We start from the raw sequence: 20,760 nt of genomic DNA, 5'->3' as shown, positions 1-20,760 counted from the left end.
TTTTTAACAGCAAGATCAAAAGATCGCAGCCTTCGGCAGCTCCTACAGGTGTTTGGGAGCAGGTGTTCGGTGTGGGTCAGGGTGATGTCGTATTGGGAGTAGAGCGTCGCGCCGATGTCGGGTACGGTTAAATCCCCCCGACGCGAAACAAGGATCGCTTCATGACGTTCTCCTTTTCCCGCTCTCTGTTGGCCGCAAGCCTGGGTCTGTCCCTCGCATTCTCTGCGGCCAGTGCCTTTGCCGAACCGCATAAACAAGTCCTGGCCGATGCTGAGCAATATCAGCCTGATGCACTGAAACTGCTGGAACGGCTGGTCAATATCGACTCCGGCTCCGGGTATGAACCGGGCCTCAAGCAAGTCAGCGAGATCGCCATCGATGAGCTGAAAAAGCTTGGCGCGACGATCGAGTTGGTACCGAATACGCCGGAAAAATCCAACCATGTGCTGGCCACGTTCAAAGGCACCGGCAAGGCGAAAATCCTGCTGATGGCGCACATGGACACGGTGTTCAAGGAGGGCTCCGCCGCCGAGCGACCGTTTCATATCAAGGACGGCCGCGCCTACGGTCCGGGGGTGATGGACGACAAGGGCGGCATCGTTGCCGGGATCTACGCGCTGAAAGTCCTGAAAAACCTCGACTTCAAAGACTACGCACAAATCACCTTCCTGCTCGACGCCAGCGAGGAAACCGGTTCGGACGTCGCCACCGACCTGATCAAGAAAACCGCCAAACAGCACGACGTGACCCTCAATCTGGAGCCGGGGCGCCCGGCCGATGGCCTGGTGGTGTGGCGCAAGGGTAGCGCGACGGCGCTGGTCGAGGTCAAGGGCAAGGCGGCGCACGCCGGTGTCGCGCCAGAACTGGGACGCAACGCCGCGATGGAGGTGGCGCACCAGATTCTGCAACTGGGCAAGCTCGGTGATGAAGCGAAGAAAACCACCATCAACTTCACCGTGCTCAAGGCCGGCGACCGCACCAACGTGATTCCCGACCAGGCCACGGCCAAAGGTGATGTGCGCGCGGCGGTGCCGGAAGAGTTTGATCGGATCGAGAAGGATCTGGCGCGGGTGTCGCAGGACAAGCTGATTGCTGAGACAGAAGTGAAGACTTCGTTGCAGCGAGGTTTGCCACCGATGCCGCAAACGCCCGAGTCGGATCGCCTGATGGCCATGGCCCAAGGGATTTACGGCGAGATCGGCCGCAAGTTGACCGAGGAGGGCAGTGGTGGTGCGGCGGATGCCAGTCTGTCCGCTGGAGTAGGCACGCCGACGCTGGATGGGTTCGGGATTGTTGGTGGCAATATCCATACGCCTGAGGAATACGCCGAAGTGGCGAGCGTGGCGCCGCGGATCTATCTGTTGTCGCGGATGATCATGGAATTGTCCAAATCGTCGTGAGATTAGCGGTGCAGCGGCTGGCCTCATCGCTGGCAAGCCAGCTCCCACAGGGTTCGGTGCTGAACCATCAATCGATGTCGAACCGCATAACCTGTAGGAGCCTGGCTTGCCAGCGATGGCGCCAGCTCGGCCAATCCATCACTCAGCCCAAAGGATTTGGTATGAGCCATTAAGCCATGGTTGGCCGCATAACCTGTGGGAGCTGGCTTGCCAGCGATGGCGTCAGCCAGGTCAATCCATCACTCCTTGACGCTCATGTACTCCTTGGCCCACAGGATGTATTCCTCGGGCTGGGTATAGGTGTGCGTCAGTTCGGTTGCGCTCAGGTCGGAGGCCTGGGTGAAGATTTGTCGCTGTTCGCGCAAGCTGTCGTACGTTGCCTTGATCGCGGCAAAGTAGGCGCCGTGGCCGTCAATGGTCACGCGCACACCGAGTTCAGCCAGACGCTTGTCGTCGCGTAGCGCCGGGTTGCCGTAGGTGACCAGCATCAGCGGTACGGTCAAATGCTCGGCGATTTGTTCGAGCTGATCGAAGTCCTGAATCCCGACCATGCAGATCCCGTCGGCGCCCGCTGCCTGGTACTGCCGGGTGCGGCTGATGATTTCCTGGTTGGGCAGGATGCCGGCGTTGGTACGGGCGATGATTGCCATTTCCGTATCGACTCGAGCTTCCAGCGCTGCGCGGATCTTGCCGACGCCTTCGGCGACGGTGATCAGGTCGGTGGATTTGCGCCCGAATTGCGCGGGCAGCAGAGTGTCTTCGATGGTCAGGGCAGCGACGCCGGCGCGTTCCAGTTCAACGATGGTGCGCATCACGTTGAGGGCGTTGCCGTAGCCGTGGTCGGCGTCGGCGATCACCGGCAATTGCGCGACGCGGCCAATGCGCGTGGCCTGTTCGGCGAACTCGCTGAGGGTGATCAGGGCAAAGTCCGGTGCACCCAGCACCTGCAACGACGCCACCGAACCACCGAGAATCCCCACTTCAAAACCCAGGTCAGCGGCGATCCGCGCGGACATCGGGTCGAACACCGAGGCCGTGTGGTAGCAGGTGTCGGAGGCCAGCAACTGTCGGAAATTACGGCGCAAATCTTGATGAGAAAGCCTGGTCATACGAGTTCCACCAATACAAAGGAATGGAAAGGCTTGAGCAAATGTGTCAACGCCGAAGGTTTAAAAGGCTATCACGCGAATGGGTCAAGGATCATGACGAATTTGCAAGGGTCAGTTGGACGGGGGAGCTGTTTGCTGAAAGGTATCACCTGTGGAGAGGGGGCATATCTTTGCTGAAGGGGATTGGGCTGTGGTGCAAGGATGCCTGTGGCGAGAGGGTCGTGGCGGGCAATCAGGCCGCAACGGCCTGCTGTTGTTGATTGGGCAACATGACCGCGCGCACGGAGTTGCCTGGCTGCAGTTGCAGGCGTTTGGCCGTCAGGCGATCAATCACCAGGCTGCTGCCAACTCGACGGGCGCGGGCGACGGTGATGCGGCAGTTCTCCAGGCGGCGGTTGTGGATCAGCCACAGTGGCGCCTGGTCATCCGGGGTGCCGAGGCTCAGGGTCAGTTCCACGCTGTCGCGCACGGTACGGATACTGCGCACGGGGGCTTCAATCACCGGTCCACCGTCGAAAATGTCGATATAACCCTTGTGAGAAAAACCCTCGGCCTGAAGGATTTTCAGCGCCGGCTCGGTATTGGGGTGCGCCTGGCCGATGGCCGCCTGAGCCTCTTCGGTGAGCAGGCAGGTGTACAGCGGCTGGCGCGGCATCAGTTCGGCGATGAACGATTTGTTGCCCAGTCCGGACAGGTGATCGGCGTGGCTGAAATCCATCTGGAAGAAGTGTCGGCCCAGACTGTCCCAGAACGGCGAACAGCCCAGTTCATCGGCACTGCCGCGCAGTTCGGCGATCATCTTTTCGCCAAACAGGTGTGGAAACTCGGCGACGAACAACAGCCGCCCCAGTGACAACAACCGGCCATTGCTGCCATGACGTTGAGCATGGCCGAGAAACAGCGAGCACAGTTCCGATTGGCCGGTCAGTTCGTTGTTGAGAAACAGTGTCGGGATTTGCCGTTGTATGCCCAGGTCCGGCGCCGAACTCACCGTCAGCCCCACTCGATAGTTGTACCAGGGCTCGCGCAAGCCGACCGCCCCGGACAGCGCGCTGACGCCGACCACGCGCATGTCATCGTCTTCGAGCACGAACAAATAATCCGCGTCGGCACGTTCTACCTGCTCGGCGAATGCCCGTTGCGCCCAGCGTACCCGATGGGCCAGGCGATCTTCGTTGGCCGGCAGGGTGGTGAACCCCGGGCCGGCCTGTTGAACCAGAGTCATCAACGCTGGCAGGTCGCTGACATTGACCGGGCGGACAATCATGCTGTAACTCCTTTTGCGCGCCTGTTCGGGCACTGTCGTTGGCTGCGGCACCGGGCGTGGTTCACAGGGCAATCAGCCGGATCGGGCTGCCATCGGTCACGTTCAGCGCCGCACACATGGCCGGGGTGAGGGCCAGCGGTTGATCGGCCTGGACATCCAGTTCGGCGACGATGGCCCGGAAACCCTGCAGCGCATCGTTGCTCAGCAGGTAGCGGCCACGGGCATCGATCCGCGGCTGCTGCTGCACCGGGAGGATCTGGCTGCGAACGATCGACCGAATGTTTGCGGTGCGCGCATAGAGCGTCGGGCCGGCGTCGAACAGGTCGATGTAGCTGTTGGTTTCAAAGCCCTCACGCTCAAGAATGTCGAACGCTTCCTGCCCGTCAGGGTGAATGCGCCCGATGCATTCCTGCGCCGCCAGCGGCAGCATCGGCACGTAGATCGGGTATTGCGGCATCAGTTCGGCAAGGAACGAGCGGCTCTGCAACCCACACAACCTTTCGGCTTCGACGTAAGGCAGATCGAAGAAGTGTTTGCCCAGCGCATCCCAGAAGGGCGATTGGCCGTTCTCGTCGCTGTAGCCGACGATTTCAGTAATCACCGCTTCGGCGAAACGCGGCGCATGAGCGGCGATAAACAGCAGGCGCGCCCGCGAAAGCAATTCGGAAAAAGCTGTACGCACCAGCCCTGCGTCAATGTGAAAACCGCGCAGCAGCGTGTGATCGTTGAGGTCATGGCACAGCGACAGCGCCGGCACGCCGTGCTCGATGTTCAACTCCCGCGAGGCGCTGGTGAAATGGCGGTTGCGCAGGCTGTAGAACGGCTCGTTGAAGCCGGCGGTGGCAACAATTTCCGAGCAACCCGACAGGCGCCGCGTTTCAAGGTCTTCGAGCACGAAGAAGTAATTCTCCGGGCCCTGCGCCGCCGCTGCGCTTTCGAATGAGGCACAGGAGGCGGTGATTTTCTCGCGCAAGCGTTCGCTGTCATCCGGCAGAGAGGTCACGCCCACCAGGCTATCGCGGGCCAATTGTTGTAACTGAGGCAGGTCGGTTAGCTCGACTGGGCGTAAGACCAGCATGGATGTACTCCTGTATCAAAAGGTCCGGTGAGTTCACCGCACCTGACTATCACTGTCGGGTTCCACGCGTTAAATCAGCGGTCGCCTGATTTGTTGTCAGACGCCGCCCTTTTTCTTGTCAGCCATTGCTCGGGTCGGGCAGCGCGGTACTGGCGCCGAGCTTGTTCAGGAAGAACAGATACACCAGGCCCAGCGCGATCCAGATCAGCCCGAGTTTCTGCGCATCGACGCCCATGTTGTACATGATGGCCGCGACGATGATGAAGCCGATCACCGGGCAGATCAGGTGGCGCACGACCTTTCCGGACTTCTGCCGACGCCAGTAGTAGTTGATCACTGTCAGGTGCAACAGCATGAAGCCGCTGAGGGCGCCAAAGTTGACGAGGGAGGTCAGGGTGTCGACCGAGTTGATGAACAGGTAGCAGATCAACAGCGACAGTACCGCCACCAGATAAATGCTCAGGTACGGCGTGTTGTGTTTCGGATGTACTTTGGCCAGCACTTTCGGCAATTTGCCGTCGCGGGCCATGCCGAACAGCAGGCGCGACACCGCGGCTTGCGAGGTGATTGCCACGGCCACGCCCCACGCCAGCGCGGTGGCTACGCCGGTCAACGTCGCCAGCCAGCTGCCGGCAGCGATTTCGGCGATTTCATAGAACGCGGTGTCGGCGGAGGTGAAGCCCATGCCGGCCGCCAGATCGGTGGCGATCCAGGTTTGCGCGACGAAAATCACGCCCATGACCAACAAGGTAATCAGCGCCGCTTTGCCAACACTCTTGCCCGGATCGCCTTTGATTTCTTCGGCGAGCGTCGAGATTGCATCGAACCCGAGGAACGACAGCACCGCAATCGACACCGCTTGCATCAACAGGGCGAAATTGAACGTTTCGGGGTTGTACAGCGGCGCCAATGTCAGCTCGCCGTGACCGCCACCGTTATGCAGGGCCGTCCAGGCGTAAAACAGGAAGATCCCCAGCACGACCAGTTGGGCCAGCAGGAAGATGATGTTCATCCGCGCGGTGAACGTGATGCCGCGCAGGTTGACGAATGTTGCGCTGACGAGGAACGCCAGAATAAAGCCGACTTTTGGAATGTCCGGGTACAAATGGTTGAGCGCCATCGCCGCATACACATACAGCAGCGGTGGAATCAGCAGGTAGTCGAGCAGCATCAACCAGCCAGCGATAAAACCGACATGCTGGTTCAAGCCACGTTGTGCGTAGGAATACACCGAGCCTGCGATCGGAAATGCCTTGGCCATGCTGCCGTAGCTGAGCGCGGTAAACAGCATCGCCACCATGCCGATGATGTAGGCCAGCGGCACCATCCCCGGCGCCTCGGCGTTAACGTAGCCATACACACCGAACGGGGCGATGGGGATCATGAAGATCATCCCGTACACCACCAGATCGGTCAGCGTCAGGCTACGTTTCAACTCTTGCTTGTAGCCGAATTCTTCAATTTCCATGAAGCGCAACTCCTTGTCAGCCAGATCGGTCGTTTTTTAGTTGTTATGTCGGTCCATCGTTTACAGCGTCAGCAGTCTTGCGTTACAGCAATGGCGCGAGGTATCCGGCCCAGCGCGATACCGCTTCGGGGCTGCGCAACAAGTCGTTGCGCACCTCGATCAGCACCGAATCCAGGCCCCGGGCATCGCCGTGTACCGGCACGGTCATGTCGCCCAGCGGATCAATCTTGTACGGCTGGTTGCCCGCCACTTTCAGCGGATGCTCAGCGAGCCCGTCGAGCAGGCGTTGTGCGTAGTCCTTCGCCTGACCAAACAGCACGCCGACTTCCAGCGGTCGTGGCTGGCCGTAATACACCGGGGTAAAACTGTGAACCCCCACCACCCGTACCGGTTGCCCTTTGGCGATGCGTTCGTCGATCAGCGTCTGCAAACGTGCGTGAAACGGCTTGAACAGGGCCTGGCGCCGGTATTCGCGCGTGGCTTCGTCCAGCTCACGGTTGCCCGGGATCTGATAGATCTCGCTCTGTGCCGGAATGCTGTCGGGCGCATGCCGTGGGCGGTTCAGGTCAATCAGCAGTCGCGAATAATTGGCGCTCAACAGTGTGGCGCCAAGTTTTTCCGATAATTGCTCGGCCAGTTGCAGTGCGCCGATGTCCCAGGCGATGTGTTCACGGGCGGCGGCCTCATCCAGGCCCAGATTGTGCAGGGCATCGGGGATGTAGCGGCTCGCGTGTTCGCACACCAGAATCAACGGATGTGTCGAGTCCTCGCGGCTCAGGTTGTAGGCCGGGCGGGTGTACAACCCAAGCTCGGCGGATTCAGTACAGGCGTGCATAGTGCTCACACAGGTCAGCAGGCGAGAGCTGTTCCGTCAGCGCCAGTTCCTCGGTTTTAAGGGCGTGATACGTGTCGAGCAACGGCTTGGGCAGCCATTCATTGAAGGCTGCACTGTCGCGCAGGCAATCCAGCGCCTGGGCGAGCGAGGCGGGCAGGGCAACGATGCCCCGGGCCTGGCGTTGCTCGTCGTTGAGTGAATCGGGCACTTCGTCGGTGATCGCGTTCAGGGCCAGACGCTGTTCAATGCCCAGTCGCCCGGCAATCAGCAGTGCCGCCATGGCCAGGTGCGGCGACGCCGTGGCGTCCATGGCGCGAAATTCGAGGTTGAACTGCTGGGCCACGGATTTGCCACCCAGGGTCACGGTCGGGCAGATGCGCAGCGCCGCTTCACGGTTCTGTTGACCGAGGCAAGCGTAGGACGCGCTCCAGTGGTGCGGCTGCAAGCGTTGGTACGACACCGGCGTCGGCGCAGTGAACGCACACAGGGCCGGCAAGTAATGCAGAACGCCCGCTGCCCAGTGCTGGCCAAGACTCGACAGACCGTTGCTGGTGCCCGCGTCGTAGAGCATCGGCTGACCGGCCAGATCCAGCAGGCTGACGTGCAAGTGTACGCCGTTGCACACCGCATGCTCGGCGGTTTTCGGTGCGAAGCTCAGGTCCAGGCCCATTTGCCGGGCGATCTCGCGGGTGATTTCGCGCACGTTGACCGCGCGGTCTGCCGCGGCGACGCCCAGTGTCGGCCGACAGGTGATTTCGTATTGATGCTTGCCGTACTCAGGCAGGAACATTTCCGGCTCGACACCCCCCGCGCGCAGGGCGCTGAGCAGCCAGCCACCGAATTCGGCGCCCTGACGCTGGGCTTCGAGGGAAAACGCCAGATGCTCGACAAACCCGGCGTGCAGGTTGAATTCGTGTTCGAACGCGGCGTTGACTTGCAAGCCCAACGCATCGCGATAGCGCTCGATCTCATCACGCAGCAGTGTGCGCGGGCAGGCGCCCCACGCGCGACCATCGGTCTCGCGGATATCGCCGTGGATGAAGTCCAGCGCCGGCGCATCGGCATCCGGACCATTGCCAACGGTGACGCGACTGCTCAGATCGGGAATCAAACGCAGGTCGCCATAAGCGCCCCACGGATTGGTCGAGGCAATGATGTCCTGTGGCGTCAGCGCGCTGTTGGCCGGCACCCAGCCGCAACCGGCGGCCTGGTAATGCTCAAGCTCATCGGTGGGAAACGAGCGGCCACGGGTGATGCCGATCAGGTCGGTGGTGACGATGGTGGTCATCGGCAGCGGCGTCAGGCGTGCGCTCATGGCTGCATCTCCTGCAGGCGGCCGAGCACGGTGTCGGTGTCGGTGATCCAGCAATAACCCTTGATTGCGTTCAGGCAAGCGTGATGGCGTTCGGCGCTGTAGGTGGCGCAAGCGTCCTCGACCAGCGTCACCAGATAACCGCGATCGGCGGCATCGCGCACGGCCATGTCCACGCACTGGTCGGTGACGATGCCGGCGATGATCAAGTGGCGGGTTTCGAGGTTGCGCAGCACGTAGTCGATGGCGGTCGAGTTGAACACGCCGGACGAGGTTTTAGGCAGGACGATTTCGTTTTCCTGCGGGGTCAGTTCAGCAATGACCTGCGCCTGCGGGCTGCCCTTGGGCAGGTGCATGTCTGACAGCTTGTGATCGAGCGAGCGGTCGCGACCATCGGCGGTCAGGCTTTCAATAATCGTGTGCAACACATTCTGCCGGGCCTGGCGAAAGGCGCCGAGCAACCGCTGCTGGTTGGGCACCACCTGCGTGCGGGCGCGGTTGAGGAAGTACTCGGCGTCCGGGCCACTGAGGTGCGGGTCGAACTGCGGTTCGAGCCAGGCGCGCTGCATGTCGACCAGCAGCAACGCCGTGTGGTCGGTGACAAACGGCAGATCCCGTGGCGAGCGGTGGGGAAGGCTGAACATCCTTATTTTTCCTCCAGCAGATGAGTGGCGAATTCGTTGCGCAGGGCGTCGATGCCTTCCAGGCGATCGGCCAGCTCCGGGCCGCGCAGGGTCAGGCAGGCAATCAATGCCTCGACTTGGGCCAGCGCCGGCACCATGGTGTCGAACGGTGAGGCCGATTCGACCGGGGCGCTGATGATCAGATCAGCCAACTCGCGCAGGGGCGACGCGTAGATATCGGTAAACAACACCACCCGGGCGTTGTTGTTTTTTGCCGCGCTGGCGACGCGCAGGGCCTGGGTCTGATAACGGCGATAGTCGAACACCAGCACCACGTCCTGACGTTGCAGGTCGAACAACCGGTCGGGCAGCAGCGCATTGTCTTCCAGGGCAAAACAGCCGGGACGCAACAGGCGTAAATGATTGAGCAGGTACGTGGCCATCAGGCTGCTGAAACGGCCGCCGAAGCAGTACACCTGATGGCGTGCATCCAGCAGCCAGTCGACGAGGATTCGTATGTCTTCGGGTTGCGTCAGCGCCTGGGTTTCAAGTAACAGACGATGGCTGTCAGCAAGGTAGTGGCTCCAGGCATCGTCCTTGTTCTGATGCGAGCGAGGCTGCAACAGGGTGCTTGGCGAGCGCAGGCGATGGTCCATGTCACTGAGCAGGGCATCCTGGAATTCGGCATAACCACCAAAACCGAGCTTCTTTACCAGCCGCACGATCGTCGGGTCGCTGACACCGGCATGTTCGGCCAGACGTGCCATCGGCCCCAGGCCGTTACGCGGGTACTGATCAAGCAAGGCGCGAACGACTTTGCGCTCCGACGGCGTAAGATCAAGGCCGGGGTCGGTGATCAGGTCTCTGAGAGGGGGCATCCGGGCTCCTGCTGGATGGGGGGGGTGTTGAATTCGCTTCATAATCCGTTAAAACAGTATTTATGTAACTGACGCTACATGTCTAGTGAATTTTTTACCGTGGAGCAAAAGCCCCAAAATGGGGCGAGACGCCCGTGTAACAAGGGCTACACGGTAGTCGCACTGTCTTGTAGTCCATTGCCCGGAACGACGTCAGAAATTGCCGATTCGGCACTTCGCAAAAGGTTGCCGTCAGCGCCGTCGAGTTGGCTGCAACCCACCGGCATACGGCACAATGGCGGTTATTGCCGACGGCTGCGCCGATTTTTCCCGACCTTCGAATGAGTGACTGCTTGTGCGTACCACCCGTTTGACTCTGATTTGCCATGCCCGAACCGTCGCACAGAAATTGTCGCGTTTTCCTACAAACGAGCCTGTTGAAAATGAGCAATTAGCGTCTGACTTGTGGGCGACACGGCTCGATTCACCGTTCCGTCTGTTGTGTGGTCCGGAATTGCGCACCCGGCAAACGGCTGAGTGGTTCGGCACGGACGCTGAAGTGGTCCCGGCCTTGCGCGACTGCGACTGGGGGCATTGGCACGGGCAGTCGATCAAGGATCTGCAGCAGACCGATGCACAAGCATTGCAAGCCTGGCTGGCCGATCCTCACGCGGCACCGCATGGCGGTGAGTCAGTGGCGCAAGTGGGCGAGCGGGTCGCCGCCTGGCTCGAAGGGCTGACCGCAACACCCGGGCATGTCGTCGCCGTTACCCATCCTTACATTGTGCGCGCCGCGTTGATGCAGGTGGTGCAGGGCGCGGCTTTCAACGCAGTCGACGTCGAGCCTCTGGCCATCCTCGAGTTACGCTTCAACGGTATCTGGCGGCTACGCTTGCCGGGTATCGACAGCAAGGAGACGCGCTGATGAAAAAGCTGCTGGTGATCGGCATCGGCGCCGGTAATCCGGACTACATCACGATGCAGGCGGTGAAGGCGCTGAATCTGGTCGATGTGTTCTTCCTCATGGATAAAGGTCAGAGCAAGGACGCGTTGATTGACCTGCGCCGCGAGATCTGTGAACGCTACATCACCGATCGCGCTTACCGTTTCGCTGAAGCCCACAGCCCCGAGCGTGAACGCGGCGATGTCGACTACGCCGCCAGCGTCGCCGAGCTCAACCACGCCAAGCAACGCACCTTCGAAAGGCTGATCAATGACCAATTGTCTGACGGTGAGTGCGGTGGTTTCCTGGTCTGGGGCGACCCGGCGTTGTACGACAGCACGATTCGTATCCTGCAGGCGATTCTGGCGTCAGGGCGGTGTGCCTTTGAGTTTGAAGTGATCCCGGGAATTACCAGCGTCCAGGCGCTGGCGGCACAGCACAAGGTGCCGTTGAACACGATTGGCCGCTCAGTTGAAATCACCACCGGGCGGCGTTTGGCGGCGGGGCAGGTGAGTGACGCGGACAGCGTGGTGGTGATGCTCGACGCTGAAGATTCCTATCACACGGTGACGGATCAGCAGACGGAGATTTTTTGGGGTGCTTATCTGGGCACGTCGGACGAGATTTTGATCAGCGGCAAGTTGAGTGATGTTGCCGATGAAATCGAGCGGGTGCGCAAGGCGGCACGGGCGGAACATGGGTGGATCATGGACACGTATTTGCTGCGCAAGCCTTAGATTTTTGCTGGCCGGGCGGGCCCAATCGCCGGCAAGCCAGCTCCCACAGGTTTTTGTGTCGCTGGGGATTATGGATCTACCCCCGAACGGTGTAGGAGTGAGCCTGCTCGCGATGGCGTTGGTTCAGTCAATGAGGATGTTGGCTGGGCTGGCCTCATCGCGAGCAGGCTCACTCCTACAGGGATATGTTTTGAGTAGAGACAGTGGCAACAGTGCTGATCATTGGGGGAAAGGCGTCGGCATAGCTTGAATCGATGCCATCTGATCCACCGCCATCGCTCAGGTTTTTGTGTCGCTGGGGATTATGGATCTACCCCCGAACCCTGTAGGAGTGAGCCTGCTCGCGATGGCGTTGGTTCAGTCAATGAGGATGTTGGCTGGGCTGGCCTCATCGCGAGCAGGCTCACTCCTACAGGGATATGTTTTGAGCAGAGACAGTGGCAACAGTGCTGATCATTGGGGGAAAGGCGTCGGCATAGCTTGAATCGATGCCATCTGATCCACCGCCATCGCGGGCAAGCCTTGCTCCTACAGGTATTTGGGTTGTTCACACATCTTCAGTCAGCGCAAACCCTGTGGGAGCTGGCTTGCCAGCGATTGGGCCATCGACCACACCTCAGGAATCGGCATTGACCCCTCGCCCGAACCGCTCGCGATACACCGAGGGCGGCACGCCGACCACCGTGCGAAACGCCACCCGAAAACTCTCCACCGAGCGATACCCGCAACGCTGAGCAATCTGCTCGGTGTTCTGCGGCGTGCTCTCCAGCAGCTCCCGCGCTCGCGCCAGTCGTTCGTGCTGCAGCCACGCCTTGGGTGATTGGCCACTGGCCTCGGTAAATCGCCGCAGAAAGGTCCGTTCGCTCATCGCCGCCTCGCTGGCCAGGTCGCGCACCTCCAGCGGCTCATGCAGACGCTCGCGGGCCCATTGCATGACGCGTGACAGATCGTTGCGCGGCGTCGGGCTCACGGGCGTCGGAATGAACTGCGCCTGGCCGCCGGTGCGTTGCGGCGACATCACCAGTCGGCGAGCTACGGCGTTGGCCACTTGAGTACCGAAGTCCCGCGCCACCAGATGCAGGCAGGCATCAATCCCGGCAGCGCTGCCAGCGGAAGTAATCAACTGGCCAGAGTCGACGTACAGCACATCGGGATCGACCGCGATGGCCGGAAAGCGCTGCGCCAGTTCCGTGGTGTAGCGCCAGTGCGTCGTCGCGCCATGGCCGTCGAGCAAACCGCTGGCCGCCAGCACGAACACCCCGGAGCAGATCGACAACAGCCGCGCCCCTCGGGCGTGGGCCTGACGCAATGCGTCGATCAGTGCCGGCGGCACCGTGGCGTTCCGGTCGCGCCAGCCGGGGATGATGATCGTGCGGGCTTCGTCCAGCAGTTCCAGACCGCCGTCGGCCAACACCTGAATCCCGCCCATGGCGCGCATCGGGCCTGGATCGACCGCCGCAATCGCATGTTCGTACCACGGAAACTCGAACTCGGGACGCGCCAGGCCGAAGATCTCCACGGCAATGCCGAACTCGAACGTGCAGAGGCCGTCGTAGGCCAGAATCGCAACCAGACCTGGTGATGTCGGCATTTGGCGGAAAATTCCCGATGAGTGTCTTGTGCGCCACTGTAGCGATTCGCGGCGGCTGGATAAAGTCTGTTCATCCCCAACGAGACACAGGAGCAACCCCTTATGCCTAGCCTGGTTCGCGACATTCCCGCCGCCCCTTGCGCCATCGCCCTGATGCATTTCAGCAACCGTCTGACGTTCGAAACCGATTGTTCCGACGTCCACAGCAGCCAAGAGGCCGCCGAGGTCGACTTCGTGCTGGTCGACGTGCGCGGGCTGCTGGCCTTTGAGCGCGGCCATGTACCCGGTGCCATCAATATTCCGACGCGATTGCTCACGGCTGAAGGGTTGGCGATTTACCCGAAAACCACGCTGTTCGTGGTCTATTGCGCCGGCCCGCACTGCAACGGCGCGAACAAGGCGGCGGTAAAACTGGCGGCGCTGGGTTACCCGGTCAAAGAGATGATCGGTGGCGTGACCGGGTGGCTGGACGAAGGATTCCAACTGAGCGTGGCGCAACCCGCCCGCAGCGCATTCCCCTGCGAATGCTGAACCTTGTAGGAGCTGCCGCAGGCTGCGATCTTTTGATTCGTGTCGTTAAAAAGATCAACAGATCGCAGCCTGCGGCAGCTCCTACAGGGGGATTGGTGTTTTTCCTACAGCCTTTGATGTTGCTGAATTGTCTCGCCGGTTTTTTGTAAGTATTTGTCGCATCAACACAATTTACCCTGTGCGCGCCGCCATAGACTGCCGGCCACTTCAGTATTTGCCGCCAAATGGCCATGACTGAACGCTGAATCGAAAGCTGCCAATAAAAGCCTCCGCACACAGGAGTAATAAATGAAGAAGCTAGTGATGTTCGGTGCCCTGGCACTGTCGATGTTGTCCCTGACCGCTGTGGCCGAAGACGCCAAGCCGATCCGCATCGGTATCGAAGCCGGTTACCCGCCATTCTCGATGAAAACCCCTGACGGCAAACTCGCCGGTTTCGACGTGGACATCGGCGATGCGCTGTGCGAGCAGATGAAAGTCAAATGTACCTGGGTCGAGCAAGAGTTCGATGGCCTGATCCCGGCACTGAAAGTGAAAAAAATCGACGCGATCCTGTCCTCGATGACCATCACCGACGACCGTAAGAAAAACGTCGATTTCACCATCAAGTACTACCACACCCCGGCCCGCTTCGTGATGAAGGCAGGCTCGAACATCACCGACCCGCTGACCCAGCTCAAAGGCAAGAAAGTCGGCGTGCTGCGTGCCAGTACCCACGACCGTTTCGCCACCGAAGTACTGGTTCCAGCCGGGATCGACCTGGTACGTTACGGTTCGCAGCAGGAAGCCAACCTCGACATGACTTCGGGTCGTCTTGACGCGATGCTGGCCGACTCGGTCAACCTCAGCGACGGTTTCCTGAAAACCGACGCCGGCAAAGGCTTCGAATTCGTTGGCCCGACCTACGAAGACGCCAAGTACTTCGGCGGCGGCGCCGGCATTGCTGTGCGCAAGGGCGATACCGCGCTGGCCGAGCAATTCAACAAGGCAATCACCGAAATCCGCGCCAATGGCAAGTACAAGCAAGTGCAGGACAAGTACTTCGACTTTGACGTTTACGGCCATTAATACGCCGTAGGAAAAAAGTGGCCCCGTTTGCGCGGTGGCCACTTTTTTTGCGTTTTAATTGTGACCAGACCCTGTAGGAGTGAGCCTGCTCGCGATAGCGGTATGTCAGGTGCCATCGGTGCTGAATGTAAAACCGCTATCGCGAGCAGGCTCACTCCTACAGCGGATCTGTGTGATCCAGCTATTGAGGAGTCTTCCCATGCAACGTATCGATCATGTCCTGCCTTGGAGCCACTTGGGCAGCGAGCGCTCCCTCAGCGTGTTTCGTTATGGCGCCGGCGCGCGCAAGGTGTACATCCAGGCCAGCCTGCACGCCGATGAATTGCCGGGCATGCGCACCGCGTGGGAACTCAAGCAGCGCCTAAACGAACTTGAGCAGCAAGGGCGTTTACACGGCGTGATCGAGTTGGTGCCGGTGGCCAACCCGATTGGTCTCGATCAGCATCTGCAGGGCGCGCACATGGGGCGCTTCGAGCTGGGCAGTGGCAAGAATTTCAATCGCGCTTTCGTCGAACTGAGCACCCCGGTGGCGGCGTTGGTCGGTGAGCGCCTGGGCGCGGATGCCGCCGCCAACATCGCGCTGATCCGCCAAACGATGCTCCAGGTTTTCGATGACTTGCCAGCCCCGGCCTCGCAACTGGAGGCGCTGCATCGTCTGCTGCTGCGTCATGCCTGCGACGCCGACATCACCCTCGACCTGCACTGCGATTTTGACGCTGCGATTCACTTGTATGCGTTGCCGCAACACTGGCCACAATGGCAATCGCTGGCCGCACGCCTGAAAGCCGGTGTGGCGCTGTTGTGTGAAGACTCCGGCGGCAGCTCGTTTGATGAATCCTGTTCTTCGCCATGGCTGCGTCTGGCGCGCACCTTTCCTGACGCGGCAATTCCCCCGGCGAACCTGGCAACCACGCTGGAGCTGGGCAGCATGGGCGATACTCGGGTCGATCAGGCGCAGGCCAATTGCGAGGCGATTCTGGGCTTCCTCGCCGAGCAGGGCTTCATCGACGGCGAATGGCCGGCGGCACCGGCCGACTGCTGCGAGGGCTTGCCGTTTGAAGGCACCGAATACCTGTTCGCCCCGCATCATGGTGTGGTGAGTTTCCTGCGCAATGCCGGCGAGTGGGTGGAGAAGGGCGATGCGCTGTTCGAAGTGGTTGATCCTTTGCAGGATCGCGTAAGCACCGTGCGCGCCGGCACTAGCGGCGTGCTGTTTGCGATTGATCGTGGGCGTTATACGGAGCCTGGGATCTGGCAGGCGAAAGTGGCGGGGCGGGTAGCGTTTCGTACCGGGAAGCTGACTAACGACTGAGGGTTTACGCTGAATCCGCTGGCCTCATCGCTGGCAAGCCAGCTCCCACAGTGAATGAAGGTGTTCACACAAATCCTGTGGGAGCTGGCTTGCCAGCGATGTCGGCATCGAAAGCACCGCCGCATATTGATCTTTGCCGGGGAATGTTAGGCTCCCCCGCGAACCCGACACTCTGTGAAGGAAGGCTTTATGTTGAAGGCGTTTGCTCTGTTGACCCTGTTGGCGTCCACCGCCGTTCAGGCTCAAACCACACTGCAATCCGATCTGCCGCTCAAGTACATCGAACAGGTTCACGCTGACGCCGATCCGCGTCCGCTGGTGATTTTCCTGCACGGTTACGGCAGCAACGAAGCCGACCTGATCGGCATGAAGTTCCAGCTGCCGGCGCAATACAACTATCTGTCGGTGCAGGCGCCGCTGGCGTTGGGCGAAGGACGTTATCAGTGGTTTCGCAAGAAGGGCGAAGGGGCCTACAACGGCGAGACCGATGATCTGAAGGTCAGCGGCCAGAAACTGTGGGATTTTGTCGCGCAAGCGGCGAAGAAATATCACACCACCCCGGACAAGGTGTACCTGATCGGTTTCAGTCAGGGCGCGATGATGACCTACGAAGTGGGCTTGCGACCGCCGGCAGCTGTTGGCGGTATCGCGGCGTTGAGCGGGCGCTTGTTGCCGGTGTTAAAAACCGAGCTGAAGGCCGAACAACAACCGCTGCCGCTGAGCATCTTCATCGGCCACGGTACTGCCGATGATCGAGTGCCGTACCACGACGGCACCGAAGCCAAAGCCATGCTGGAGAAGCTCGACTACAAACCACAATTTCACGCTTATCCCGGCGTCGGCCACAGCATCAGTGCGGCCGAACTGCGGGATTTGAACGGTTGGTTGCAGCAGCTCAATCCTTGAGGATGGTTTTCACCAGCTTATCGTGGCCAGCCTTGTCGCTGACCCGGGAAATCACCTGAACCAAGGCCATGTGCGTGCCGGAGCCGGCCATCAACGTGGTGTTGAGGGTCTGGCCGCCACCTTGGGTAGCGGTGCTGTCGACTTGGCGCAGGCCGAGGCCGCTGCTTTTCTGCGTCAGACTTTTCTCGGTGAGTTTGTTGAAGTCCGGCAGCGCCTTACGTTGGGCGTCGATGAAGTCCGACACGGTGCCGTCGAGGAACGCACTGTCGTTGTCCTTGACGTTGTTGCCTTCGGGAATCACGTTCTCGGCGGCGATGACCACGGTTTTGGTGGTCTGGTTGGTGTACATCGTGCCTTTGGCGCCCGTCGGGCCGGCCGGCAGCGGGTCGGCCACGAAGCCTTTGGGCAGGACGAAGGTGAACTTGCCATCGAGCATCGAGACCTTCTCGCTGCCCGTGTCCTTGGCCTTGGCCGCCTGAGCATTGATGGCGCCGAGGCCGGCGACTGCCGCGAGTAAAAGGACAACGGCTTTTTTGCTCAACAATGACATTCGAATCTCCAGGGGATGGTCGCGCTTGGGCGGGCGATCATCCCATGCAGAGGACTGGCACTCCAGCCCGGCTCGTCTGAACATGGTTTTGAGTTGGCGACTTACCTGTGGCGAGGGGATTTATCCCCGCTGGCGTGCGCAGCGCGCCCATCTTTTTTACGACTGCTGCGCAGCCGTGCGGGGATAAATCCCCTCGCCACAGGGGACGGTTTCAACTTTGAGGCTGGGGCGTTTTAGAGGAAGGCGGTTTTGCCAGCAGCTTGCGGGTAACGCCAAGCATCGCCACCGACACAGCCACACCCACCGCAAACCCACTCAGCCCCATGCTCGGCAACGTCAGCGCCGACACCAGGCAAAACGCCGAAAACGAATACATCCCCGTCGCCGTCGCGCGCAGCAATGCCGCGGTAAACGCCGGGCCGCGTGTCTGCTGGGAAAACACCGCCATCACACTGCCGAGCACCGGGAACACCGCGAGCAAACCGCTCCAGCGTTCGCCGACGGTGCTGGCGAGCATCGTCACCAGCAACGTCAAAGCCGCACCGGCAATCATCCGCCAGATCAGTTTGTCCGACTTCGGTGCCGTACCATTCAGCACCGGTTGCACATCCGGAAACAGATACGGCGAGGCGAGCAGGGCAACCGCCGCCGCCACCACCGAAAACGGCAGCGACGGTGGAATCAGCGACAGCAGCAGCGCCAACACAGCCCAGACCGTCATCGATATCGCCAGCGCCCACGGCCAGTTCGCCCGTTGTGCGACCTGCGCATAGGTGATGCAGAAGGCAATCATTGCGAACATCGCCGACAACGCCGCCACTGCTGAATGCGCGGCAAACTGCGGCCCCTGTTCGATGGCGAGGAAAAACAGAATCGGCCCGACCACCACCGGCAACCCCGACAGCCACCCGGCCACACTCGGCCCCCAACGCTTGCCCGCCAAAGAAATCAGCAAGAGAAATCCGGGAATCAGCAGCAGTTTGAGGATCAGCACGCAGGTGGCTCCGTCGAGTGAGAGACGCTCACGTTAGCATCGTCGATCGTGGATTGCTGCATCGTTGTACAAAAATTGTATACAAAGTGCTCGGGCGGATAGCCGACTATGCTCTGATTATCAGGGCTTGCCGGAGTCGATGCCGCGATGAACAGAACACCGAAGGTGTTGCGGGGATGCTGCGGCATAGGCTTGTGGGCCCTGTTGTTGACGCCGACCTGGGCCAATTGGCAGGACGCCGTGCCCGGCGCGCAAATCATCGGCACCGGTGATTTCAGTGTGTTCGGTTTCGATGTCTACAACGCGCGATTGTGGAGTGCCGCGCGACCGCTGGCGGACGGTCAACCCTTCGCGCTGGAGCTGATCTACCGCCGCACCATCTCTCGGGATGATCTGGTCAAGGCCAGTGTCGACGAAATCAAACGCCTGGCCGGCCCCCGTGTCAGCCCGGCGCAACTGGCCGGTTGGCAGATTCAGATGCAGCAATCCTTCGTCGATGTGCAGGCCGGTACGCGCATCACCGGCGTCTATCTGCCGGGGCAGGGCGCGCGGTTTTTCGTCGGGCAGCAATTGCAGCATGAAATCGATGATCCACAGTTCGCCAGGGCGTTTTTCGACATCTGGCTGGATCCGCGCACCCGTAGCCCCGAATTGCGCGAGCAATTGTTGGGCGCGAGCCGATAAGATCAAAAGATCGCAGCCTGCGGCAACTCCTACAGGTGCGATCTTTTGATCTTCAACGTAACCGCTGAAACGTCTAAGCTGCGTCTTTCCGACTTGTTTCTGGATGTGTGCGTGAAATTCAGTTTGCCCAAAATCGCCACCGCGCCGTTTTGCCCACCAGAGGTGGCCGGCAGTGTCGCGGTCGACCCCAACGCCCCCTTCTTCAAACGCGTACTGCGTTTCGCCGGCCCCGGTCTATTGGTGTCGATCGGCTACATGGATCCGGGCAACTGGGCGACTGCGATCGAGGCCGGTTCGCGGTTTGGCTACAGCCTGTTGTTCGTGGTGTTGCTGGCGAGTCTGGCGGGCATGGTTGTGCAATGTTTGTGTTCGCGGCTGGGCATCGCCACCGGCCGCGATCTGGCGCAACTGTCGCGCGAACGCTACAGCACGCCGACCGCACGCTTGCAGTGGGTGTTGGCGGAAATCTCGATAATCGCCACCGACCTCGCCGAAGTACTTGGCTGTGCGTTGGCGTTTCACCTGTTGCTCGGTTGTTCGCTGACCTTCGGCATTGCCCTGACTGCATTCGACACGCTGCTGGTGCTGGCTCTGCAGAACCGTGGATTCCGCCGACTGGAAGCGATCATGTTGGTGCTGGTCGCGACTATCGGCGTGTGTTTCTTCGTTGAACTGGTGCTGATCAAACCGTACTGGCCAGACGTCTTCCAAGGTTTCAAACCTTCGCTGTCGGCGATCAGCGACGCCGCGCCGCTGTACCTGGCAATCGGCATTCTCGGGGCGACGGTGATGCCGCATAACCTCTACCTGCACACTTCGATCGTGCAGACCCGGATGATCGGCAAGGATCTGGCGAGCAAACAGGACGCAGTGAAACTGGCGCGCATCGACACCATCGGCTCGCTGGCGCTGGCGTTGCTGGTCAACGCGGCGATTCTGATTCTCGCGGCAGCGGCGTTTCACCAGTCGGGGCATACCGACGTGGTCGATATTCAGGACGCCTATCACTTGCTCGATCCGCTGGTCGGTGGCGCGCTGGCCAGCGTGTTATTCGGCGTGGCGTTGCTGGCCTCCGGGCAGAGTTCGACCTTCACCGGCACCATCGCCGGGCAGGTGATCATGGAGGGGTATCTCAATCTGCGGATTCCGTGCTGGCAGCGCCGTTTGATTACGCGCGGGCTGGCGCTGATTCCGGCGTTTATCGGCGTGTGGTTGATGGGCGATAACGCGGTGGGCAAGTTGCTGGTGATGAGCCAGGTGGTGTTGAGTCTGCAACTGCCGTTTGCGCTGTATCCGCTGATTCGCATGACCAATGACAAACAACTGATGGGGCCGTTTGTGAATCGGCTGCCGACGCGGGTGTTGGCGTGGGGATTGTTTGTGGTGATCAGTGGGGCGAATGCTTGGTTGATCCTGCAGTTGGCTGGCTGAGTTTTGAGGTGTTTGAGCTGGCCCCATCGCGAGCAGGCTCACTCCTACAGGATCGGGTTCACAA

At 60.6% G+C, this 20,760-nt stretch carries 20 protein-coding genes; 9 read left to right on the top strand and 11 right to left on the bottom strand.

The window, feature by feature from the left end; translation table 11 throughout:
• Nucleotides 1-161: 161 nt before the first annotated feature.
• A complete protein-coding gene (locus tag ACZZ0B_RS14970) occupies nucleotides 162-1,400 on the top strand; it encodes a M20/M25/M40 family metallo-hydrolase (RefSeq protein ID WP_440096607.1) in 1,239 nt (412 codons plus the stop codon).
• A 239-nt stretch (nucleotides 1,401-1,639) separates the two neighbouring features.
• On the opposite strand, the gene ACZZ0B_RS14965 is transcribed toward ACZZ0B_RS14970, so the two are convergent.
• The 8 genes from ACZZ0B_RS14965 to ACZZ0B_RS14930 all read right to left on the bottom strand — a co-directional run bounded on the left by ACZZ0B_RS14965 (nucleotide 1,640) and on the right by ACZZ0B_RS14930 (nucleotide 9,970).
• Nucleotides 1,640-2,509 carry an isocitrate lyase/PEP mutase family protein gene (locus ACZZ0B_RS14965; protein WP_007919546.1) on the bottom strand — a complete coding sequence of 290 codons (870 nt, stop codon included), beginning with the start codon at nucleotides 2,507-2,509 and terminating at the stop codon, nucleotides 1,640-1,642.
• A 232-nt stretch (nucleotides 2,510-2,741) separates the two neighbouring features.
• On the bottom strand, nucleotides 2,742-3,776 hold the full coding sequence (astA, locus tag ACZZ0B_RS14960; protein WP_008082462.1) for an arginine N-succinyltransferase: 1,035 nt from the start codon (nucleotides 3,774-3,776) through the stop codon (nucleotides 2,742-2,744).
• 61 nt (nucleotides 3,777-3,837) lie between these two features.
• Nucleotides 3,838-4,854 carry an arginine N-succinyltransferase gene (locus ACZZ0B_RS14955; RefSeq protein ID WP_463545616.1) on the bottom strand — a complete coding sequence of 339 codons (1,017 nt, stop codon included), beginning with the start codon at nucleotides 4,852-4,854 and terminating at the stop codon, nucleotides 3,838-3,840.
• A 118-nt stretch (nucleotides 4,855-4,972) separates the two neighbouring features.
• Nucleotides 4,973-6,322: an APC family permease gene (locus ACZZ0B_RS14950; protein WP_008082459.1), complete on the bottom strand. Its 1,350-nt coding sequence runs from the start codon at nucleotides 6,320-6,322 to the stop codon at nucleotides 4,973-4,975.
• An 82-nt stretch (nucleotides 6,323-6,404) separates the two neighbouring features.
• Nucleotides 6,405-7,157: an N-formylglutamate amidohydrolase gene (locus ACZZ0B_RS14945; RefSeq protein ID WP_463545615.1), complete on the bottom strand. Its 753-nt coding sequence runs from the start codon at nucleotides 7,155-7,157 to the stop codon at nucleotides 6,405-6,407.
• Nucleotides 7,141-8,472, bottom strand: a complete 1,332-nt coding sequence (locus tag ACZZ0B_RS14940) for a type I glutamate--ammonia ligase (RefSeq protein WP_440096611.1) — start codon at nucleotides 8,470-8,472, stop codon at nucleotides 7,141-7,143. The genes ACZZ0B_RS14945 and ACZZ0B_RS14940 overlap by 17 nt, the downstream gene beginning before the upstream one ends.
• Nucleotides 8,469-9,113: a cysteine hydrolase family protein gene (locus tag ACZZ0B_RS14935; protein WP_463545614.1), complete on the bottom strand. Its 645-nt coding sequence runs from the start codon at nucleotides 9,111-9,113 to the stop codon at nucleotides 8,469-8,471. Before ACZZ0B_RS14935 ends, ACZZ0B_RS14940 begins: the two co-directional genes overlap by 4 nt.
• A 2-nt stretch (nucleotides 9,114-9,115) precedes the next feature.
• Entirely contained in the window at nucleotides 9,116-9,970 is an 855-nt protein-coding gene (locus ACZZ0B_RS14930; protein ID WP_440096613.1) for a MurR/RpiR family transcriptional regulator, read from the bottom strand.
• 334 nt (nucleotides 9,971-10,304) lie between these two features.
• On the opposite strand from ACZZ0B_RS14930, the gene ACZZ0B_RS14925 reads away from it, so the two are divergent.
• A complete protein-coding gene (locus ACZZ0B_RS14925) occupies nucleotides 10,305-10,874 on the top strand; it encodes a histidine phosphatase family protein (RefSeq protein WP_463545613.1) in 570 nt (189 codons plus the stop codon).
• A complete protein-coding gene (cobF, locus tag ACZZ0B_RS14920) occupies nucleotides 10,874-11,629 on the top strand; it encodes a precorrin-6A synthase (deacetylating) (RefSeq protein ID WP_463545612.1) in 756 nt (251 codons plus the stop codon). Before ACZZ0B_RS14925 ends, cobF begins: the two co-directional genes overlap by 1 nt.
• A gap of 616 nt (nucleotides 11,630-12,245) precedes the next feature.
• On the opposite strand, the gene ftrA is transcribed toward cobF, so the two are convergent.
• Entirely contained in the window at nucleotides 12,246-13,220 is a 975-nt protein-coding gene (gene ftrA, locus ACZZ0B_RS14915; protein WP_463545611.1) for a transcriptional regulator FtrA, read from the bottom strand.
• A 102-nt stretch (nucleotides 13,221-13,322) separates the two neighbouring features.
• On the opposite strand from ftrA, the gene ACZZ0B_RS14910 reads away from it, so the two are divergent.
• From ACZZ0B_RS14910 to ACZZ0B_RS14895, 4 genes are all read left to right on the top strand, one after another.
• On the top strand, nucleotides 13,323-13,751 hold the full coding sequence (locus tag ACZZ0B_RS14910) for a rhodanese-like domain-containing protein (RefSeq protein ID WP_463545610.1): 429 nt from the start codon (nucleotides 13,323-13,325) through the stop codon (nucleotides 13,749-13,751).
• A 288-nt stretch (nucleotides 13,752-14,039) separates the two neighbouring features.
• Complete coding sequence (locus ACZZ0B_RS14905) at nucleotides 14,040-14,819, top strand: ABC transporter substrate-binding protein (RefSeq protein ID WP_008082447.1); 780 nt, start codon at nucleotides 14,040-14,042, stop codon at nucleotides 14,817-14,819.
• Between the two features lie 199 nt (nucleotides 14,820-15,018).
• Complete coding sequence (locus ACZZ0B_RS14900; protein ID WP_440096241.1) at nucleotides 15,019-16,131, top strand: succinylglutamate desuccinylase/aspartoacylase family protein; 1,113 nt, start codon at nucleotides 15,019-15,021, stop codon at nucleotides 16,129-16,131.
• A gap of 189 nt (nucleotides 16,132-16,320) precedes the next feature.
• The gene (locus ACZZ0B_RS14895; RefSeq protein ID WP_463545609.1) at nucleotides 16,321-17,037 is read left to right on the top strand and encodes an alpha/beta hydrolase; all 717 of its coding nucleotides are present in this window, start codon (nucleotides 16,321-16,323) and stop codon (nucleotides 17,035-17,037) included.
• Here ACZZ0B_RS14895 and ACZZ0B_RS14890 read toward each other — a convergent pair.
• Entirely contained in the window at nucleotides 17,027-17,587 is a 561-nt protein-coding gene (locus ACZZ0B_RS14890; protein WP_440096239.1) for a DcrB/PsbP domain-containing protein, read from the bottom strand. The genes ACZZ0B_RS14895 and ACZZ0B_RS14890 overlap by 11 nt on opposite strands.
• A 211-nt stretch (nucleotides 17,588-17,798) precedes the next feature.
• Entirely contained in the window at nucleotides 17,799-18,581 is a 783-nt protein-coding gene (locus ACZZ0B_RS14885; RefSeq protein WP_440096238.1) for a hypothetical protein, read from the bottom strand.
• Between the two features lie 147 nt (nucleotides 18,582-18,728).
• Between ACZZ0B_RS14885 and ACZZ0B_RS14880 the strand changes: the two genes are divergently transcribed.
• Together ACZZ0B_RS14880 and ACZZ0B_RS14875 are read left to right on the top strand one after the other, a co-directional pair.
• Nucleotides 18,729-19,265 carry a chalcone isomerase family protein gene (locus ACZZ0B_RS14880; RefSeq protein ID WP_463545608.1) on the top strand — a complete coding sequence of 179 codons (537 nt, stop codon included), beginning with the start codon at nucleotides 18,729-18,731 and terminating at the stop codon, nucleotides 19,263-19,265.
• 111 nt (nucleotides 19,266-19,376) lie between these two features.
• A complete protein-coding gene (locus tag ACZZ0B_RS14875) occupies nucleotides 19,377-20,696 on the top strand; it encodes an Nramp family divalent metal transporter (protein WP_158831773.1) in 1,320 nt (439 codons plus the stop codon).
• The last annotated feature ends 64 nt before the right edge of the window (nucleotides 20,697-20,760 follow it).

Source organism: Pseudomonas sp. AC247 (assembly GCF_979258015.1).
Note: the sequence above shows the minus strand (reverse complement) of the source record. Positions and strands in the feature narration are given on the sequence as shown.

What these genes read in the sequence shown, in the direction of transcription:
- ACZZ0B_RS14910 (WP_463545610.1), top strand. Translation starts at nt 13,323, where the DNA reads ATGCCTAGCCTGGTTCGCGACATTCCCGCCGCCCCTTGCGCCATCGCC.
- ACZZ0B_RS14955 (WP_463545616.1), bottom strand. Translation starts at nt 4,854, where the DNA reads ATGCTGGTCTTACGCCCAGTCGAGCTAACCGACCTGCCTCAGTTACAA.
- ACZZ0B_RS14890 (WP_440096239.1), bottom strand. Translation starts at nt 17,587, where the DNA reads ATGTCATTGTTGAGCAAAAAAGCCGTTGTCCTTTTACTCGCGGCAGTC.
- ftrA (WP_463545611.1), bottom strand. Translation starts at nt 13,220, where the DNA reads ATGCCGACATCACCAGGTCTGGTTGCGATTCTGGCCTACGACGGCCTC.
- ACZZ0B_RS14900 (WP_440096241.1), top strand. Translation starts at nt 15,019, where the DNA reads ATGCAACGTATCGATCATGTCCTGCCTTGGAGCCACTTGGGCAGCGAG.
- ACZZ0B_RS14905 (WP_008082447.1), top strand. Translation starts at nt 14,040, where the DNA reads ATGAAGAAGCTAGTGATGTTCGGTGCCCTGGCACTGTCGATGTTGTCC.
- ACZZ0B_RS14970 (WP_440096607.1), top strand. Translation starts at nt 162, where the DNA reads ATGACGTTCTCCTTTTCCCGCTCTCTGTTGGCCGCAAGCCTGGGTCTG.
- ACZZ0B_RS14940 (WP_440096611.1), bottom strand. Translation starts at nt 8,472, where the DNA reads ATGAGCGCACGCCTGACGCCGCTGCCGATGACCACCATCGTCACCACC.
- ACZZ0B_RS14895 (WP_463545609.1), top strand. Translation starts at nt 16,321, where the DNA reads ATGTTGAAGGCGTTTGCTCTGTTGACCCTGTTGGCGTCCACCGCCGTT.
- ACZZ0B_RS14880 (WP_463545608.1), top strand. Translation starts at nt 18,729, where the DNA reads ATGAACAGAACACCGAAGGTGTTGCGGGGATGCTGCGGCATAGGCTTG.
- ACZZ0B_RS14965 (WP_007919546.1), bottom strand. Translation starts at nt 2,509, where the DNA reads ATGACCAGGCTTTCTCATCAAGATTTGCGCCGTAATTTCCGACAGTTG.
- ACZZ0B_RS14945 (WP_463545615.1), bottom strand. Translation starts at nt 7,157, where the DNA reads ATGCACGCCTGTACTGAATCCGCCGAGCTTGGGTTGTACACCCGCCCG.
- ACZZ0B_RS14950 (WP_008082459.1), bottom strand. Translation starts at nt 6,322, where the DNA reads ATGGAAATTGAAGAATTCGGCTACAAGCAAGAGTTGAAACGTAGCCTG.
- astA (WP_008082462.1), bottom strand. Translation starts at nt 3,776, where the DNA reads ATGATTGTCCGCCCGGTCAATGTCAGCGACCTGCCAGCGTTGATGACT.
- ACZZ0B_RS14935 (WP_463545614.1), bottom strand. Translation starts at nt 9,113, where the DNA reads ATGTTCAGCCTTCCCCACCGCTCGCCACGGGATCTGCCGTTTGTCACC.
- ACZZ0B_RS14930 (WP_440096613.1), bottom strand. Translation starts at nt 9,970, where the DNA reads ATGCCCCCTCTCAGAGACCTGATCACCGACCCCGGCCTTGATCTTACG.
- cobF (WP_463545612.1), top strand. Translation starts at nt 10,874, where the DNA reads ATGAAAAAGCTGCTGGTGATCGGCATCGGCGCCGGTAATCCGGACTAC.